Below are 18497 nucleotides of genomic sequence, written 5' to 3'. Positions count from 1 at the left end.
CCCTATGTCAAAACGTTCTAAAACCGTCGCTTTGAGCATTCTCGGTGCAGCCTCATTCGCATTGGCTGGTTGCCAAGAGGAAAAAATCGACTCCCAAGCCTATCCTGATCTTGCGACCTGTAAGGCTGAAGTCGGGCAGGGCGGATTGGCCTCAACCGAGGCTTGCGATGTGGCCTTTGCCGAAGCTCAAGCGCTGCATGTTGAAGCCGCTCCACGCTACGACAGTGTCGAGGTTTGCGAAAGCCAGCACGGCGAAGGTGCTTGTGGGACTGAGGCGGCTCAGGTCGGAAACGGCGGTTCAAGCGGTATTTTTATGCCACTTCTGACGGGCTATTTGATCGGTAATATGCTTAGCAATCGTGCTGGAATGGCGGGCTCGCAGCCATTGTACAAAAAGGCAGGCGGCGGTTATACCAACGCTTCTGGTAACGCGAGCTATTCAGGAAACAAAGGCAAGGGGAGTTTGAGCAGCTCTCAGTTTACCAAACCCGCAGCAACCGCAGGTAAGGCGCCGATGACCAAAGCCAGCGTTGCCTCGCGCGGTGGATTTGGGAAATCTGCAGGCACGCGCAGCTACGGCGGCTAAGGCGCTGCATTCGTTTGACGTGGCTGCACTTATTAAAAAAATCGCCTCCAAATTTGGGGCGATTTTTATTTTATAACAGACAATTGTCTTGTTGTATTAATGTATAACATTAGGAACTGTCGCTGGCATTCAGCCTAGGGTCACATGTAAGCCGCAATCCCGCGCGCGCCTGCAAGAATGGCCGCGATGGCCATGACGCCAATGGCAATATTGCGGTACTGCGTGCTGTTCAGGCGTTTAAATGTGGCGGTGCCAAGCCATGTGCCGAGCGCCATTGAGGGGATAGACAGAGCGGTCATGACCAGTGTGGATTGCGTCAATGCGCCTTTAAAATACAGACCTGGTGTCGCCAAGATGCACACCACAAAGAAAAACAACAACAAGGATGCGCGTGTTTGTTTGGGTGGCAAGCTCGTGCCCAAGAAATACGCGACAGCGGGTGGTCCGGGCATGGCTGCCAAGCCTGTAAAGGCACCTGCGATAACACCGGCAACAACCGCCAGCGGACCGTTGGGTTCTGCGGTGCTGGGTTTGTAGCGCAGCAAAATGATCAAACCAGCTAAGACAACAACCGCAATCATGATCCGCGCGGAATCGGCGCTCAAAGCCGTAAGGGCCAAAACGCCAACAGGGATTCCAACGATGGCGCCGATGCATAGGCGCAAAAGCGAGGGTCTATGAACCTCGCCATATAGGGTCAAGCTATCGCGCACGCCGACAACGACTTGCAGCAAAATCGATAGTGTCACCGCCTCAAGCGGCGACAAAACCAAAGACACAATTGGTACGGCAGCCAAGGCAAATCCAAACCCAGCGAGGCCGCGCAAGAAGGCGGAAAATAGAACCGCGACAAGAACAAGGATGGTGGTGCTAAGGATCATAATCTGGGCTTTCTCGAATCAAGATGTCTATAGGGATATCCAGCCCCTAGACAGCATTGCTAGGCGGCGATTGGTCCACGCCTTGGGTTTTTATGGGGCCACAGTGGGGGCAGAGTCCGCCAATCGTGCCGCGACTTCACCGAGAACACGCATCCCTGGCACGATGGCGTCGGTTTCGATCAGCGATAGCCCAAGGCGCAAGAAACGACCTGCGTCTTCAGAGCGCACAAAGGGATCGCCGCTTTCAAACAGTACGCCAGCTTTCATCGCCTCGCGCATCAAATCACGGCCATCGACACCTTCGGGGCATTCCAGCCAAACACTTGCCCCGCCTTGGCAGGGGTCAGGCACTTTAAAGCCGGGCATCAATGTATCGATGTGCTCCATGACACGATACCACCGTTCGGCATGCACTTTGCGCAATTTGCGCACCAGAGCGAGATAATGCCCTTCGGCTAAAAATATAGCGGCCGCGCGCTGGTTGTTCAGTGGCACAGAACGATGCATCAAGCGGCGCAGCCAGCGCGCCTCTTGCACGACTTCTGGTGGGGCCACCATAAAGCCAAGCCGCACACCAGGGGCCAAGACTTTGGACAAGGTGCCAAGATACAAAACGCGTCCGTCTTTGTCGCGCGCTTTCAAAGCTGTGTCGCGGGCAAAAGACACTTCGCCTTCATAATCGTCTTCGACAATCAAGAAATCTTCTTGGGCCGCAAGATTTAAAATCTGGTCGCGGCGTGCATCTGTCATCAAAGTCATGGTCGGGCATTGCGCCCCTGGCGTTAACAGGGCCACATCCAACCCCAAACCGGGTGCTATGCGCGCCCCTTGTGCGTCGATTGGCAAAGGCACCGATTGTCCACCGTAGAGTTCATAAATAAAGCGGGAATCTGGATATCCAGGATATTCGCAACCAACCCGCGCACCGGGGCCTGATAGCATGCGCGCCAATAGGTAAAATCCTTCTTGGGCACCCAATGTGATCAGTATTTCTTCGGGACGGGCGTAAACGCCGCGATCAGGCAAAATTCGAGTGCGGATTTGCTCGATCAACATTGGGTCATCATCAACGGCGCGATCTGCAGCCCACCAGTCAATCGAGGCCCGTCCTAAAGTGTCGCGTGATGCGGTGCGCCATGCATTCACGGGAAACAGGCGTGGATCGACTTGACCATAAATGAAGGGATATGAATAATCCTTCCAATTCAGTGGCTTGCGGATGTGATTGAATCTTGACGGATGCACACGCATACGCGCATTCCAATCCAAAGTTGACGGCTTAGCGGTGTTTTCATCTTGCTCGGCCCCACGTGCAGACACAAAGCATCCCCGTCGGGCTTGGCTTTCCAGATACCCACGCGCGATCAGTTCATCATAGACAGCGGTTGCTGTGTTGCGCGCGATACCGAGCTGTTCGGCCAAGGCACGCGAGGATGGTATTTTTTGCCCAACGACCATCTGCCCATCATGAATCGCATCGATGAAGGCACGACGCAACTGGCGTTGCAGAGGCTCAGCGCTGTCGCGATCTATGGAAAAGGGAAGATTTTGCATCTGTGACTTTCTTTTGCGGTGAGCCATGCTTGATGTACTGGCTCTGCTCTTTTCACCAATTAAGGTGCCAGTTTAAAGCGTTGAGCGGGTGGAAAAGCGGATTTGCTTAATATGTACTACAATTATTTGTGCTATTGCCTGAAAAATTAGCAAAATAAGGAAGGTTGCTCTATCTGGCTCCATTCGGATTTCTAAACTGGCTCTATCGAATGCAGCCATTTCCGCGATGATCTGCAAAAATAGTTTCTTAACGCTTAGGTAAACCCGTCTCATGGAAATGACTCAAATCAACGATATTCGCGCAACTGTAGACTCGGATCGTGCGCATGTGTGGCATCACCTGTTTCAACACGCCGCACTTGACCAAAAAGATCCACGTATTTTTGTTGAAGGACGCGGGATGAAGTTGTGGGACCAAAATGGTCGTGAATTCCTTGACAGTGTGTCGGGCGGTCTGTGGACTGTGAATGTCGGTTATGGCCGCGAAAGCATGGCCAATGCGATCCGCGATCAAGTTCTTAAAATGAACTTTTTTGGCGGTAACATGGGAACTGTTCCTGCCGCACAATTTGCTGAACAGATCACATCTAAAACGCCAGGGTTGGATCGGGTATTCTTTTTGAACTCAGGGTCCGAAGCCAATGAAAAAGCGTTTAAAATGGTGCGCCAAATCGCGCATCAACATCACGGTGGCAAAAAATGGAAAATCTTGTACCGTGATCGCGACTATCACGGCAGCACCTTTGGCGCGATGGCAGCCACAGGCCAAGGCCAGCGCAAGGCGCATTTTGGTCCGTTTCCTGATGGCTTTGTTGCTGTGCCGCACTGCCTTGAGTACAGGGCGCAATGGGACGTTGAAAACTATGGCGTTCGCGCGGCCGATGCGGTTGAAGAGGTCATTTTGCGCGAAGGTCCAGACACCATTGGCGCGATCTGCCTTGAGCCAATGACAGCAGGCGGCGGCGTTATCACACCGCCAGCGGGTTACTGGGAACGCTTGCAGGAAATCTGCACAAAATACGATATTTTGATCCACATGGACGAAGTTGTCTGCGGCATGGGGCGTACGGGCGAGTGGTTTGGGTACCAAAACTACGGCATCAAACCTGACATCATCACCACTGCAAAAGGTGTGGCGTCTGGTTACGCTGCGATTTCTTGCTTGATCACAACCGAAGACGTGTTCCAAAAATTCCGCACCAATCCCGCAGATCCAATGAGCATGTTCCGTGACATCTCGACCTTTGGCGGCTGTACGGCTGGACCAGCGGCTGCGATGGAAAATATGCGCATTATCGAAGATGAAAATCTTCTGGATAATAGCAAAAAGATGGGCGCTTATTTGATGGATAAGCTTTTTGAGATCAAAGATCGTCATGCAATCGTTGGGGATGTGCGCGGCCAAGGTCTGTTTTGTGGTCTTGAATTGGTCGCAGATCGCGAGACGCGCGAACCACTGGCAGAGGCTTTGGTTGATAAAGTGGTTGCTGGCTGTGACGCTGAAAGCGTTTTGATTGGCAAAACAGCCCGCGCGATTGAAGGCTTTAACAACACGCTATGTCTTGCCCCATCCTTGATCGTAGGCGAAAGCGAAATCAACCAAATTACGGAAACACTTGACCGCGCTTTGAGCGCGATACCGACCTGTGCTTAAACAAAAACGGTGGCTCCAAATATTGGAGCTGCCTCGCCAAAATGACCTGCATATCTGGGTTGGACCTTGTTTGGTTTTCGATCTATCTTGTCGTAACGTAAGGTGCATTTCTAGGCAGTGCATAAAAAAGGGGCGTCCAAAATTGAAACGCAGTTTAAACTGCGTATCCTTATGAAATCAAAGAAAAACACTACCAGAATCGGAAAAACCGATCACAATCTAAGGCATCACTATGTGCCAAAACTATGTGCCAAAAAACCAATATGGAGCTATCAATGATCTTTTCTAAAACACTTAAATCCCTTGCAGGTTCATCTGCACTGGCCTTGACAGCACTCGGCGTTGCAACACCTGCATTTGCTGTTGATGAACTGACTGTTGGGTATTTTCTTGAGTGGCCAATGCCATTCCTTGCGGCCAAAGCTGACGGAAAATACGCCGAAGCGCTTGGCATGCCTGTCAACTGGGTGAGCTTTGACACAGGCACAGCAATGTCTGCTGCTATGGCCTCTGGCGATGTACAATTGTCTGTCAGCCAAGGTGTGCCTCCTTTCGTTATTGCGACATCTTCAGGTCAAGCGTTGCAAATGCTTGATGTGGCAGTGAGCTACGCAGAAAACGATAACTGTGTGGTTGCGGCTGAGCTTGAAATCGACAAAGACAGCGCCGATGAATTGGCGGGTAAAAAAGTGGCTGTTCCGCTTGGCACGGGCGCGCATTACGGTTTCTTGAAACAAATGGAACACTTCGGTGTCGACCTTGCATCTTTGGAAATCATCGACATGGCGCCAACAGATGGTGCTGCGGCTTTGGCGCAAGGCTCTGTTGATTTTGCCTGTGGTTGGGGTGGTGCTTTGTCGCGCATGAAAGAACATGGCAACATTTTGCTAACAGGCACTGAAAAAGAAGACATCGGTATCTTGGTTTTTGACGTGACATCAGGCCCATCTGATTTTGTTGTTGAAAATGAAGAAATTGTGTCCAAATTCTTGGCTGTTACTGCTGAATACAACGCGGCTTGGATGGCAGATCAACCTGCTGATATGTTGACAAAAGTGGCCGTGGAAGCAGGCATGGATGAAGATGCAGCCGCGGCCTCTATGGCCACATTTAACTTCCCATCCGTTGAAGATCAGTTGTCTGAAAAATGGCTTGGTGGCGCGGCGCAAGCCTACATGAAAGGCGTTGCTGACGTGTTCGTTGAAGCTGAATCCATTCCATCAGCGCTCGAGAGCTACGATGATACAGTGTCCACTGGTCCACTTGCTGCGATCAAGTAATTGCATACTCAATGCGCGGGGCAATCGTCCTGCGCATTTTTTGATATGTCCCGAAAAAGAGTATGAAAGAGGAGAACCTTGTGGGTGCTCTAGAAATTAATGATATCTCCATGCGTTTCGAGTTGCCGGATGGCTCTCATGTGCAAGCTTTACAAAACGTTTCCCTAAATTTGGAAAAGGGGGAGCTGCTTTCGGTTCTAGGCCCGTCGGGTTGCGGAAAATCAACCCTTTTGAATATCTTAGCGGGGTTTCTTGCAGCAACTGACGGCGTCGTCACATTGGGTGGCGAGACAGTCACGGGACCCAGTGCAGAGCGTGGCATGGTGTTTCAGCAAGGCGCATTGTTTGAATGGATGAGTGTGCGCGAAAACGTTGAATTCGGCCCGCGTATGAAAAATATGCCCGAAACGGAACGTAACACGACCGTTGAAAACCTGCTGGATACCGTGGGGTTGCGCGATTTCAAAGACAAAGCTGTTTATGAACTGTCGGGTGGCATGCAGCAACGCGTTGCACTGGCGCGGTGTTTGGCCAACGATCCCGACGTGATCTTGATGGACGAACCGCTGGGCGCACTGGACGCTTTGACCCGCGAAAAAATGCAAGGTTTGGTTTTGGATCTTTGGAAGAAGACCGGAAAAACCATTATCTTGATCACCCACTCGGTTGATGAAGCGCTGCTGTTGGGCGAACGCCTCTTGGTGATGGCGCCACGGCCAGGGCGCATCTTTAAAGAATACCGTCTTCCGTTTGCAGAACGGGCAGTTGGCGCTGATTTGCGTGTGGTCAAAGAAGACCCTGCCTTCGGCGAGACCAAAAAGGAAATTCTCGAAATGATTTGGGAAATGGAAGAAGAAATTATGGGCGGGGGAGACGAATAGCTATGTCTGGTTTAATCGTACTCGCAATTTATGCTGGCTTGTTCATAGGCGCGTTTTTCTTAGCCAAGGTGATCCGCGCGGCTTTGGGAAAAGCCACGGATTACACGTCTTTGAAAACGGTCACTTTCGGTGATGAAAGTGCCGTCACTGCGGATCGTGTCGCATCAATCATCTCTGTTATCGCCGTATTCTTGGTTTGGGGGGCGTTTACAGGGTCCAAATTGGTTCCGATCCACATGCCTGGCCCCTTTATGGGCGACACCAGCTTTACCTACACTTCCACAAGCCCAAGCGGTGACACGGCTGACGCCATAGTCGATGTTTTGGTACATCAAGCCGGCGCTGATGTGGACGCGCCTGAGGTGGACGCATCAACAGGGTTTGCACAAAACGATGCAGCTACAGTGGCCGCATGGCGGTCTGTTTTGATCCGCGCACAGGCCAATGACGGCGACGATGCAAAGATCACGGCCATCGAAGGCAAAGCGATCACCCCTGGTGATACAGTCAAAGTGCCAAATGGTGTTGTCACGATGACAGCCAAAGGGTCGCTGAATTTTTCACCCAATGCTGGCTGGCAGATGGAGCCCATTTGGCTTCCAGCACCAGAATCCGTGGCCGCTCGCTTCTATGAAATCGCCACAGAAGGCTATCAAAATGTATCCTTGTTTTCACACATAGGTTGGTCGTTGTGGCGAGTTGTTGCTGGCTTTGTGCTTGGTTCGCTTGTGGGAATTCCGCTTGGTTACGCTATGGGCTTGTCCGGCTGGGCGCGCGGTTGGTTTGATCCCATCGTCGAGTTCATGCGTCCGGTTCCGCCGCTTGCTTTGATCCCGCTTGTGATTATTTGGTTCGGTATTGGCGAACAAGGTAAGATTGTTCTGCTGTTCCTTGCCGCTCTTTGGGTGATGATCATCGCCGCCCGTGCTGGCGTATCTGGGGTCAATATCACCAAAGTGCAGGCCGCTTATTCTTTGGGGGCCAACAAATGGCAAATCTTGCGCCATGTTGTCGTGCCAAACTCACTGCCGGAAATCTTTACCGGTGCGCGCGTTGCTATGGGCGTTTGCTGGGGCACAGTTGTGGCCGCTGAATTGGTTGCTGCCGAAAAAGGCATCGGCAAAATGATCGTCACTGCGTCCAAGTTCCAATCCACTGACATCGTGTTGATGGGGATTATTGTGATTGGTTTGATCGGTTTCGGCATCGATATTTTGATGCGCAAAGCCGAAAACTGGTTGGTGCCATGGAAAGGCCGCAGCTAAGATCTTTTCGATCTTGTTAAAAATAAAACCACCGTTTGCATGACGCGAACGGTGGTTTTTTAGGTCTAAGGATAGGTTTACTTGAGCGCCGCATTCAGATCACGGTCTCGCTGAACACATCGAGCGTTTGTGACACATTCGCAGCTGTCTTGCTAAATTCAGGGAACAGTTCATTTTGCAGAAAATCGCGCAGCTGTTTGGCCAAGACTTCGGGCAAAGCGCCCAATTCATTCATACGATTGATCAAATAGATTTGGCGCGAAATATTGGCAAAGGGCAGGGGATGGATATCCACCAAGTCTCGAAATCGACTGGCATCCAAAATGCTCAAGGGGGTGGCTAATGTCCAGCCACCAGTGCGGGCGACAGTGGCGATAACCGAACGACTTGTTTCAAAGGAAAACCGTCGGGGCGCATCAAAGCCTAGACGTTTGAGATGCGTTGCAACCAATTGCCCCATCGGCATAGCTTCGGAATATTGCACCCATGGCATAGCGCGCAGAGCGCTGCGCCATTCATTCGTGGGATGATAGGTGCCCCGCGCTGTCACCAAGACGAATTGTTCGCGGTACAATTGTTGCACTTGAAATTTAAGCGTATTGGTAGGAATGGTGGCTGTCACCGCGATGTCCGCTTCGCGCGACTCCAAACGGGCCGTCACGTGATCAGATCGGCCAGAAAAGGTGTTGATGAAACTGCGTGGCAGTTGCGTTTGCAGCGATGTGGCCATCACCGGTGTCAGGGAGGCATCCAAGTCATCGATGATCGCACAGTTCAACACGGGTAGATTTGCAACGGTGAATTCCCCAAGCGAGGCTTCTGCCGCTAAGAGCATCGCCACCACGCGGTGGGCGTGCAGACTGAGAACTTGACCCGCAGGGGTTAGCGAAATCGGCTTTTGCTTTCGATCAAACAAGAGCGTGCCAAGGTTTTGTTCCATCGTGGTGATTTGTTGCGAAACATTGGACTTGCTCAACCCCAAGGCCTTTGCCGCTTCCGCAACGGATTTGGTGTCTTCCAGCGCAATAAAGACTCGTAAGCCCCGTATGGTCAGCCGGTCGGGAAAGTCATTGAGTATGGCGGATGTGGTGAGAGTATCTATCATGCTGCATCATAGCCTTTGGCCTGTTCAGAATCAATTTGAATACAGCTTTGGAGTGGTTTTTTGTGAACCGTATATATTCCTTAGGTTTTTAAGTTGCTAAAAAAATGTGCGCTACGTTATAGGCTATTTTAAGTTGAAAACCCTTATTTCATGAATAAAAACCACGTATTTTGATGTTTTTGATGTTTTTGATGGGTTTTTCATCAGTGTCTCCAGTAAGATTTGTTCTGTATTTTTTAGTGGGTCGTTCTGTTTTTGTGAACTTAAATTTGAACGATTGACGGTGACTGTTCGCTCAGGTTTAGAAGATACAAATCCATATTTTAAAAGTGAGATCGATATGAAAACTCAAACACGCGTTGTTGTTATTGGTGGGGGCATTGCTGGCTGTTCCACGCTGTACCACCTCACACAAGAAGGTTGGACCGATGTTGTTTTGGTCGAACGTAATGAGCTGACATCGGGCACAACATGGCACTCTGCGGCGCAAGTCACCAACTTTGGTGGTAACCAGACGATGGTTGGTTTGAAAAGCCATTCTATCAAACTGTACAAAGAACTGGCAGCAGACGCCGATTATCCCGTTGGGTATCACCACGGTGACGGCGGTATCCGCTTGGCCAATACTGAAGAGCAAATGCAGGGCTACCGCCACTTCGCGTCTATGGCGCGCGGCATGGGCGTTGATTTCGAAGTCCTCGACGCAGAAGAATGTGCGCGTCGCCACCCGTTGATTTCTACTGATAACCTACTCGGCGGCCTTTGGGATGGCTCTGATGGCGACATCGACCCAGCGCAATTGTGCCAAGCGCTTGCACGTCGTGCCCGCAAAGCCGGCGCCGAAGTCTATCGTAACACACCTGTGACTGGCCTGACCCAGCATAAAGACGACACATGGACAGTGCACACCGAACACGGCGATATCGATTGTGAAATCGTGGTCAACGCCTGTGGCTACCGCGTGAACGAAGTGGGTGCGATGATGGGTGTTCACCACCCTGTTGCCTCTATGGAGCACCAGTATTTCTTAACCGAAGACATTCCTGCGATCGTGGAATCAGACAAGCGCATGCCGCTTTTGCGTTGTCCGATCTCAGATTACTATTGCCGCCAAGAAAAGAACGGCCTTTTGGTTGGGTTCTATGAGCAAGATTGTAAAACATGGGGCATGGACGGCATCGACCCGAATTTTGTCAACGCGCTTTGCCCAGACGATCTGGACCGCGTTATGGATGTTCTGGCCGGTGCGTTTGAACGTATGCCAGCTTTGGAAGAAACCGGAATCCGTGCGATTGTGAACGGTCCAATTACCTACACAATCGATGGCGCGCCGCTTGTTGGACCTATTCCTGGCAAACGCAACGCCTTCTGTATCATCGGTCTGCGTGCAGGCCTTGGTGAAGGCGGTGGTCACGGGTTGATGCTTGCACAACAAATCGTTCACGGCGAAGCAGAATTTGACACATGGTGCATCGATCCACGTCGTTTCACAGGTCACACCAATGTTGAATTGACCGCCCTGAAAGCGATCGAAGATTACCAAAATGAATTCCGGTTCCATTTCCCACATGAACACCGCCCCGCAGGTCGCCCAGCGAAAACAACTCCTTTGACGCCAATATTGGCCGCTGAAGGCGCTGAATTCACTGTTGTGAACGGCTGGGAGCGTATGGATTACATCAAGCCAACGTCTGATTTCCACCCGTCTTTGAACTTCCTGTTCGACGAGACTTTCGACATCGTTGCCGCTGAAGTGAAAAACGTGCAAGAAAACGTTGGTCTGTGTGAAGTCAACGGTTTCAACCGCTTCGAGATCACTGGCGCGGATCGTCACGCGTTCTTGGACCGCATGTTCTGTGGCAACGTCACCAAAAAAGACGGCCGCGTTGGCTTGGGTTACATGCTCAACCACCACGGTATGGTCAAAGGCGAAGCGACAATTGCGAATATTCCAGCAAGTGATCGCGGGCCAGAGCGTGCTTGGTTCGGGTCTGCTGCGGCTGCTGAATTCCACGATATGGATTGGTTGCAAAAGCACTTGAATGCGGACGAGGACGTTCAAATCAAGAGCCTGACAAATGATCAGACTATTCTTGTCTTGGCTGGACCAAAAGCGCGTAAAGTGCTTGAAGCCACAAGCCGCGGCGACTGGTCTAAAGAAGGCTTTAAATGGTTGTCAGTGCGCGAAGCGTTCATCGGCTTCTCACCTGTGACTGTCCTTGGCGTTAGCTTCTCTGGCGAATTGGCCTATGAGATCCATGTACCAAACGCATCGCTTTACGCTGTGTACCTCGCCCTGCGCGCCGCAGGTAAAGAGCACGGTCTTGGTCTGTTTGGAGCCCGTGCGGTTGACTCCATGCGGATGGAAAAAGGCTTTATGCACTGGAAAGCTGATTTGCTGACCGAATTTGACCCATTCGAGACATCCTTGGATCGTTTTATCAAAATGGAAAAAGTCGACTTCATCGGTAAAGAGGCTTTGGTCAAACGCCAAGAAGCTGGTGTTCAAGCCAAGCTTGCCTGTTTCAAAATCGATGCAACCCATGCACCCGCACATGGTGGCGCGTCTTTGATGCTGGACGGAAAAGTGGTCGGCACGATCACATCTGGCGATTATGGCCACCGTGTGGGCATGAACCTTGCTTATGCGTTCGTTAAGCCAGAGCTGGCAGCTGTGGGCACCAAGATGGAGCTCGATTTGTTGGGCGATATGGTTGGCGCGGAAGTGATTGAAATGTCCCCCTACGATCCATCCTACGCACTCATGCGGGGCTAAATAGCAAACGAGTGACCGGCCTTGTGCTGGTCCTCAAAGGCTGAACCAGTTGATCTGCGGTGCACGCCCCCCTTGTGCATCGCGGGTCGAACCAGCCGCGACAAGCATTCAATCGTCACGGCTGGCTCTGGTCTATCTATGCGATAATTTCGCGCTTCAGGCGCATTTTGAATGAACTTAATCTCCCTTAATCTCCCAAGGAGCGATGTGATGAAAATTTTAGTGCCGGTCAAACGCGTCATTGACTACAATGTGAAAGTCCGCGTGAAGGCAGATGAAAGCAGTGTTGAGCTTGCCAACGTAAAGATGTCGATCAACCCGTTCGATGAGATCGCAGTGGAAGAAGCCATTCGTCTGAAAGAAAAAGGCGTGGCTTCGGAAGTTGTTGTGGTCACCATTGGCGTGAAAAAATCCGAAGACGTGCTGCGCACTGCGCTGGCCATGGGGGCAGACCGCGCAATTTTGATCGAAGCGGCAGACGATGTGCACACAGATATCGAACCTTTGGCCGTTGCCAAGCTTTTGGCAAAAGTTGCTGAGGCCGAGACTCCTGATTTGATTTTGGCGGGCAAGCAAGCGATCGACAATGACATGAACGCAACCGGTCAGATGCTTGGTGCCTTGCTCGGTTGGGGGCAGGCGACCTCTGCCTCTGCGCTGGAAATCACCGATGGCGTGGCGCGTGTGACGCGCGAAGTTGATGGTGGTTTGCAAGTTGTCGATGTGAACATGCCAGCGATTGTAACCTGCGATTTGCGTCTCAACGAGCCACGCTATGCGTCACTGCCGAACATCATGAAGGCCAAGAAAAAATCACTCGCAGCGACCACCGCCGCGGAGTACGGCGTGGACATTACACCGCGTTTGACCGTTGTGAAAACTGTCGAACCCGCTGCACGCGCGGCAGGTGAAATCGTTGGTTCTGTTGAAGAACTCAAGGCCAAACTTAAAGAAGCAGGAGTGGTATAATGTCCGTTCTTCTCGTCGCCGAAATCTCCGGCTCGCAAATATCTATTGATGCAACATCCAAAGCGCTGGCGGCTGTGTCCTCGCTTGGTCCGGTCACCATTTTGGCCGCAGGCGAGGGGGTTGATCCGGCCCCACTTGCCGCATTGGCGGGCGTGGACAAAGTGCTTCACGTCGAAGGGGCTGACTACGGCCACCAAATGCCAGAAGCATACGCCAAATTGCTGCAATCCCTTGCTCCAAATTACACCCATATCGCAGCCCCCGCGACCACATCAGCCAAAGCAAGCTTTCCGCGTTTGGCCGCTTTGCTCGACGTGATGGTGATCACTGATGTGATTGCCGTGGACAGCGCGGATACGTTCCAACGTCCTATTTATGCGGGCAATGCGATCCAAACTGTGACCTCTACTGACGCGATCAAAGTGATGACTATTCGTACCGCTGGCTTTGACGCAGTGGCGGATGGCGGCGCAGCGTCCATAGAGGTTATCGATGCGGCAGAGGCTGTAGACAGCTCGCGTTGGGTCGAAGACCGTGTTGTGACCAGCGATCGCCCTGAACTGACATCTGCCGGTGTTGTTGTCTCAGGTGGCCGTGGCGTTGGCTCGGAAGAAAGCTTTGCAATCATTTCTGCGCTGGCTGATACACTTGGCGGTGCCGTTGGCGCCTCGCGTGCGGCGGTTGACAGTGGCTTTGCCGCCAATGACATGCAGGTCGGGCAAACGGGTAAAGTTGTCGCCCCAGATCTGTACATCGCTTGTGGTATTTCAGGTGCGATCCAACACTTGGCTGGCATGAAAGATTCCAAAGTGATCGTCGCAATCAACAGCGATTCAGAGGCGCCGATCTTCCAAGTGGCCGATTACGGCTTGGTCGCAGACCTGTTTGACGCGGTTCCTGCTTTGACGGAGCAACTCAAATGACAGCGCAGCTCATCGACGGCAAGGCTCTCGCATCAACGGTGCGTGGGACTGTAAAAAATGCCGTTGCACAGCTTAAAGCCGAGCACGGGATCATTCCCGGCTTGGCCGTTGTCCTTGTTGGCAACGATCCGGCCTCTGAGGTCTATGTGCGCTCCAAAGGCAAACAAACCATTGAGGCAGGCATGAATTCCTTTGAATTTCGCCTGTCTGCCGACACCTCGGAAAAAGAACTGATGAGCCTGATTGAACGGCTCAACACCGATCCTGAGGTGCATGGCATTTTGGTACAATTGCCACTGCCAGTGCATCTGGACAGCAAGCTCGTGATCAACGCGATTGATCCGCATAAAGACGTGGACGGGTTTCACACCACCAATGTCGGCATGGTCGGCACGGGTCAGGACGCCATCGTGCCTTGTACGCCGCGTGGCTGCATGATGATGTTGGCGCAGATTTATCCTGATCTTCGGGGCATAACCGCGCTTGTTATCGGTCATTCCAACATCGTTGGTAAACCCATGGGGCGCCTGCTGTTGAACGCGGATTGTACGGTGATTGTCACGCATAAATCCTCGACCAATATTCCCGAACTGGCACGGATGTCCGACATTATTGTTGTCGCAGCAGGGGTGCCTGGACTGGTGAAGGCCGATTGGATTAAACCCGGTGCCACCGTGATTGATGTGGGTATCAACCGTGTGCCTGCGCCTGAAAATGGCGTGAAAGACGATGGCACCGTCAAAACCAAACTTGTGGGCGATGTCGATTTCGATGCGGCCAAAGAGGTCGCGGGCGCGATCACACCAGTGCCTGGTGGCGTCGGCCCGATGACCATCGCCTGTCTCTTGGTTAACACTCTCAGTGCGTGTTGCCACCTTAATTCTCTCCCTGAACCAGTGCTTTTGGGCGCTTGAAAAGGACATATGACTATGACAAACCATTGCCTCACCGTGACCTGTGCTGCCAGCCGCGGCATCGTTGCAGCTATCGCGACCTTTCTGTCTGACCACGGTTGCAACATCACAGACAGCTCGCAGTATGACGATCTGGACACCAATCAATTTTTCATGCGAGTCAGCTTTACCTCTGAAAATGGCGTGTCCCAAAGTGATCTAGAGGCCGAATTCGCCGCAGTGGCCAAGCCTTTCGACATGCAGTTTGCTTTCCATGACGAAAGCATCAAGATGAAAGTCGCGATTATGGTCAGCCGTTTTGGTCATTGTCTGAATGATATTTTGTACCGCGTGAAAATCGGCGCTTTGCCGATTGAAATCGTTGCTGTGATTTCAAACCACATGGATTATCAAAAGGTTGTGGTGAACAACGACCTGCCGTTTCATTGCATCAAAGTGACCAAAGATAACAAACCAGAAGCCGAAGCCGCGATTATGAAAGTGGTCGAAGACTCTGGTGCGGAATTGATCGTTTTGGCGCGCTATATGCAAATTTTGTCTGACGATATGTGTACCAAAATGTCAGGTCGCATCATCAATATCCACCACTCGTTTTTGCCATCCTTCAAGGGTGCTAACCCGTATAAACAAGCCTTTGCGCGCGGCGTGAAATTGATTGGTGCAACGTCTCACTATGTGACTGCTGATCTTGATGAAGGTCCGATTATTGAACAAGACGTTGTGCGTATTACCCATGCGCAAAGCCCAGAGGATTATGTGTCTTTGGGGCGCGATGTTGAAGCGCAAGTTCTATCCCGTGCCATCCACGCCCACGCAAACCACCGCGTGTTCTTGAATGGCAACAAAACTGTGGTCGTGTCTGCGTCACCGGGCAGCTACTCGTCTGAAAGAATGGGCTAAATCATGTCGCAAACAAGCAATGAAACAGACGCTCCACTGCGCGAAAGCATAGATTATGACGTCGTGATCGTGGGGGCGGGGCCATCAGGCCTCTCCGCTGCGATCCGGTTGAAACAGCTCGACCCCAATCTTGAGGTTGTGGTGCTGGAAAAGGGCTCTGAAGTTGGCGCTCATATTCTGTCTGGTGCGGTTCTTGATCCCATCGGATTGGATCGTTTGATCCCCGATTGGAAAGAAAAATCAGCACCAATCAAGACAGCTGTGACCGAAGATCATTTCTTGTTTTTGACCGATAAGCGCTCTGTACGTATCCCGAATTGGCCGATGCCAAAACTAATGTCCAACCACGGCAATTACATTGTCTCGATGGGCAATGTCTGTCGCTGGTTGGCTGAGCAAGCCGAAGAGCTTGGTGTTGAAGTATTCCCAGGTATGGCCGCATCTGAATTGGTTATGGAAGGCGACCGCGTTGCGGGGGTTGTTGCTGGCGAATTTGGCCGCGAAGCGGACGGCAGCATTGGTGCCAATTATGAAGCGGGCATGGAATTGCGCGGCAAATACGTTTTGCTGGGCGAGGGTGTGCGTGGCTCCCTCTCTAAAATCGTGATAGACAAGTTCAATTTGTCCGAGGGGCACGAGCCGCAAAAGTTCGGCCTTGGCATGAAAGAAATTTGGGAAATCGACCCGTCAAAACACAAAGAAGGCACCGTCCAACACACGATGGGCTGGCCGCTGAACAGTAATGCCGGTGGTGGGTCCTTCATTTACCACATTGAAAACAATCAGGTCTACGTCGGGTTTGTGGTGCATCTCAACTATGAGAACCCCTATCTGTCGCCCTATATGGAATTTCAGCGCTTCAAACATCACCCCGCTGTGGCGGATCTGTTGGAAGGCGGCAAACGTATCGCTTATGGGGCGCGTGCGATCTCTGAGGGGGGCTTGCAATCCTTGCCGAAACTGACCTTTGCGGGCGGTGCTTTGTTGGGCTGTTCTGCGGGCATGGTCAACGTGCCGCGCATCAAGGGCAACCACAATGCGATGCTGTCTGGCATCGCGGCAGCCGAGGCTGCGGCCATGGCAATTTCTGAAGGCCGCGAAGGCGATGAGCTGACCGATTACGAGACAGCTGTGCGTGACGGAGATATCGGCGATGACTTGAAAAAGGTACGCAACGTTAAACCTTTGTGGGCCAAATGGGGGGCTTTGGCCTCGACGGTTCTTGGCGGCTTAGACATGTGGACTAATTCTTTGCTCGGACTGTCAGTCTTTGGCACATTGAAGCATGGCAAAAACGACGCACAAGCGACTGGCGAGGCGAAAGATTTTGCCGAAATTACCTATCCGAAACCGGACGGTATTCTCAGCTTTGATCGCCTGACCAATGTCAGCTTTGCCGCGACAAACCACGAAGAAAGCCAGCCCTGCCATTTGAAATTGGCTGATCCGTCTGTGCCTATCGCAGTTAATTTGGCCAAATATGCTGAACCTGCGCAACGTTATTGCCCCGCAGGTGTTTATGAAATCGTTGAAAAAGCTGGCGCGCCAGAGTTTGTGATCAACTTCCAAAACTGTGTGCATTGTAAAACCTGCGACATCAAAGACCCAAGTCAGAACATCACATGGACCACCCCGCAAGGCGGTGATGGGCCGAACTATCCCAATATGTGATTTTGCATTGAAAAGCGGGGCCGCAGATCAGCAGCCCCGCTTTTTGTTGACGTCTTGCCACAGTGCTCTTGCTACTCTGATGGTTTGATTTTGTCCCATGTCTGCGTGTCAAAATCGCTTGCGTCATGCCGCTCGCGCAGCTGCTTGGACTCGTCGCCAGATGTTTTGTTCACCATCTTACCGCGGATCACAGCAGGGCGGGCGGCGATGTCGTCGACCCAACGATTGACGTTCTTGTAAGAGGATACGTCAAGGAATTCTGCCGCGTCATAGATGATGTTCTGGACCAGCGCGCCGTACCACGGGAATGTTGCGATATCCGCGATGGAGTAGGCATCCCCGCCCAGATACTGACTTTCCCCCAAACGTCGATCCAACACGTCCAATTGGCGTTTGGTTTCCATTGCAAAGCGGTTGATCGGATATTCGAATTTTTCTGGCGCATAAGCATAGAAGTGACCAAAGCCGCCGCCAAGGTAGGGGGCAGAGCCTTGTAACCAAAACAGCCAATTCAAGGTCTCGGTCCGACCTTTTGGGTCCGTTGGCAAGAAGGCTCCGAACTTTTCGGCTAGATACAGCAAGATCGCACCGGATTCGAAAATGCGCACACCGTTGGTTTCGTCAAATAGGGCAGGGATCTTGGAGTTTGGGTTGACCTCAACAAAGCCAGAACCAAATTGATCGCCGTCTTGGATGTTGATCAACCATGCGTCGTATTCTGCCTCGGAAAAGCCCGCTTCAAGAAGTTCCTCGAACATGATGGTAACTTTGACGCCATTGGGGGTCGCGAGTGAATAAAGCTGATGCGGGTGTTTGCCCACTTTCCGGTCTTTGTCATGGGTCGGTCCAGCGATAGGCCGATTGATACTGGCGAACTTGCCGCCGCTCTCTGCGTCCCAAGTCCAAACCTTAGGTGGTGTATATGTCATGTCATGTCCTCTTGAGCCCTGTTCAATGTAGTTACAAGATGTGTGTCCTGCGTCAAACCACCAGCCCTAACGTGGTAAGCTGTGTTCACAATCTAGCGAGCATTAGAGCGAGGTAAAGCGTGATCAGCTGGTGAGGCATTTTCAGCGATTGGCATTGCTCGCGCTGAATGATGTTCTGGCGGACTTCGCTTGAAAGGTCATCGCGGATG

General features: G+C 51.9%; 15 protein-coding genes. 11 read left to right on the top strand and 4 right to left on the bottom strand.

The annotated features are described in order from the left end of the window. Positions 1-4 precede the first annotated feature (4 nt). Positions 5-586 (top strand): DUF1190 domain-containing protein, encoded by a 582-nt coding sequence (locus KO503_RS11910; RefSeq protein WP_215991776.1) that lies wholly within the window; start codon positions 5-7, stop codon positions 584-586. Between the two features lie 140 nt (positions 587-726). On the opposite strand, the gene KO503_RS11905 is transcribed toward KO503_RS11910, so the two are convergent. Together KO503_RS11905 and KO503_RS11900 are read right to left on the bottom strand one after the other, a co-directional pair. After that, the gene (locus KO503_RS11905) at positions 727-1467 is read right to left on the bottom strand and encodes a sulfite exporter TauE/SafE family protein (RefSeq protein ID WP_215991775.1); all 741 of its coding nucleotides are present in this window, start codon (positions 1465-1467) and stop codon (positions 727-729) included. Positions 1468-1557: 90 nt separating this feature from the next. Then, positions 1558-3021 (bottom strand): PLP-dependent aminotransferase family protein, encoded by a 1464-nt coding sequence (locus tag KO503_RS11900; RefSeq protein WP_215991774.1) that lies wholly within the window; start codon positions 3019-3021, stop codon positions 1558-1560. Positions 3022-3292: 271 nt separating this feature from the next. Between KO503_RS11900 and KO503_RS11895 the strand changes: the two genes are divergently transcribed. The 4 genes from KO503_RS11895 to KO503_RS11880 all read left to right on the top strand — a co-directional run bounded on the left by KO503_RS11895 (position 3293) and on the right by KO503_RS11880 (position 8101). After that, on the top strand, positions 3293-4675 hold the full coding sequence (locus KO503_RS11895) for an aminotransferase family protein (protein ID WP_215991773.1): 1383 nt from the start codon (positions 3293-3295) through the stop codon (positions 4673-4675). 275 nt (positions 4676-4950) lie between these two features. Beyond that, positions 4951-5955 carry a taurine ABC transporter substrate-binding protein gene (locus tag KO503_RS11890; RefSeq protein ID WP_215991772.1) on the top strand — a complete coding sequence of 335 codons (1005 nt, stop codon included), beginning with the start codon at positions 4951-4953 and terminating at the stop codon, positions 5953-5955. Between the two features lie 80 nt (positions 5956-6035). Further along, a complete protein-coding gene (locus tag KO503_RS11885) occupies positions 6036-6836 on the top strand; it encodes an ABC transporter ATP-binding protein (RefSeq protein ID WP_215991771.1) in 801 nt (266 codons plus the stop codon). Between the two features lie 2 nt (positions 6837-6838). Next, on the top strand, positions 6839-8101 hold the full coding sequence (locus tag KO503_RS11880; protein WP_215991770.1) for an ABC transporter permease: 1263 nt from the start codon (positions 6839-6841) through the stop codon (positions 8099-8101). Between the two features lie 94 nt (positions 8102-8195). Here KO503_RS11880 and KO503_RS11875 read toward each other — a convergent pair whose 3' ends face one another. Continuing rightward, complete coding sequence (locus tag KO503_RS11875; protein WP_215991769.1) at positions 8196-9206, bottom strand: LysR family transcriptional regulator; 1011 nt, start codon at positions 9204-9206, stop codon at positions 8196-8198. A 340-nt stretch (positions 9207-9546) separates the two neighbouring features. Here KO503_RS11875 and KO503_RS11870 point away from each other — a divergent pair, with 340 nt between their 5' ends. From KO503_RS11870 to KO503_RS11845, 6 genes are all read left to right on the top strand, one after another. Beyond that, positions 9547-11982, top strand: a complete 2436-nt coding sequence (locus tag KO503_RS11870) for a GcvT family protein (RefSeq protein WP_215991768.1) — start codon at positions 9547-9549, stop codon at positions 11980-11982. A gap of 210 nt (positions 11983-12192) precedes the next feature. Continuing rightward, positions 12193-12951, top strand: coding sequence for an electron transfer flavoprotein subunit beta/FixA family protein (locus tag KO503_RS11865; protein WP_215991767.1), 759 nt, complete (start codon positions 12193-12195; stop codon positions 12949-12951). Next, entirely contained in the window at positions 12951-13874 is a 924-nt protein-coding gene (locus KO503_RS11860; RefSeq protein WP_215991766.1) for an electron transfer flavoprotein subunit alpha/FixB family protein, read from the top strand. Before KO503_RS11865 ends, KO503_RS11860 begins: the two co-directional genes overlap by 1 nt. Continuing rightward, complete coding sequence (gene folD / locus KO503_RS11855; protein ID WP_215991765.1) at positions 13871-14788, top strand: bifunctional methylenetetrahydrofolate dehydrogenase/methenyltetrahydrofolate cyclohydrolase FolD; 918 nt, start codon at positions 13871-13873, stop codon at positions 14786-14788. Before KO503_RS11860 ends, folD begins: the two co-directional genes overlap by 4 nt. A 15-nt stretch (positions 14789-14803) precedes the next feature. Continuing rightward, complete coding sequence (gene purU / locus KO503_RS11850) at positions 14804-15688, top strand: formyltetrahydrofolate deformylase (protein ID WP_215991764.1); 885 nt, start codon at positions 14804-14806, stop codon at positions 15686-15688. Between the two features lie 3 nt (positions 15689-15691). Continuing rightward, positions 15692-17359: an electron transfer flavoprotein-ubiquinone oxidoreductase gene (locus tag KO503_RS11845; RefSeq protein ID WP_215991763.1), complete on the top strand. Its 1668-nt coding sequence runs from the start codon at positions 15692-15694 to the stop codon at positions 17357-17359. 71 nt (positions 17360-17430) lie between these two features. Here the strand turns inward: KO503_RS11845 and yghU are convergent, their stop codons facing one another. Next, complete coding sequence (gene yghU, locus KO503_RS11840) at positions 17431-18288, bottom strand: glutathione-dependent disulfide-bond oxidoreductase (RefSeq protein WP_215991762.1); 858 nt, start codon at positions 18286-18288, stop codon at positions 17431-17433. Positions 18289-18497 lie beyond the last annotated feature (209 nt).

Source organism: Pacificibacter marinus, from assembly GCF_018860505.1.
Lineage (GTDB): Bacteria > Pseudomonadota > Alphaproteobacteria > Rhodobacterales > Rhodobacteraceae > Celeribacter > Celeribacter marinus_B.
Note: the sequence above shows the minus strand (reverse complement) of the source record. Positions and strands in the feature narration are given on the sequence as shown.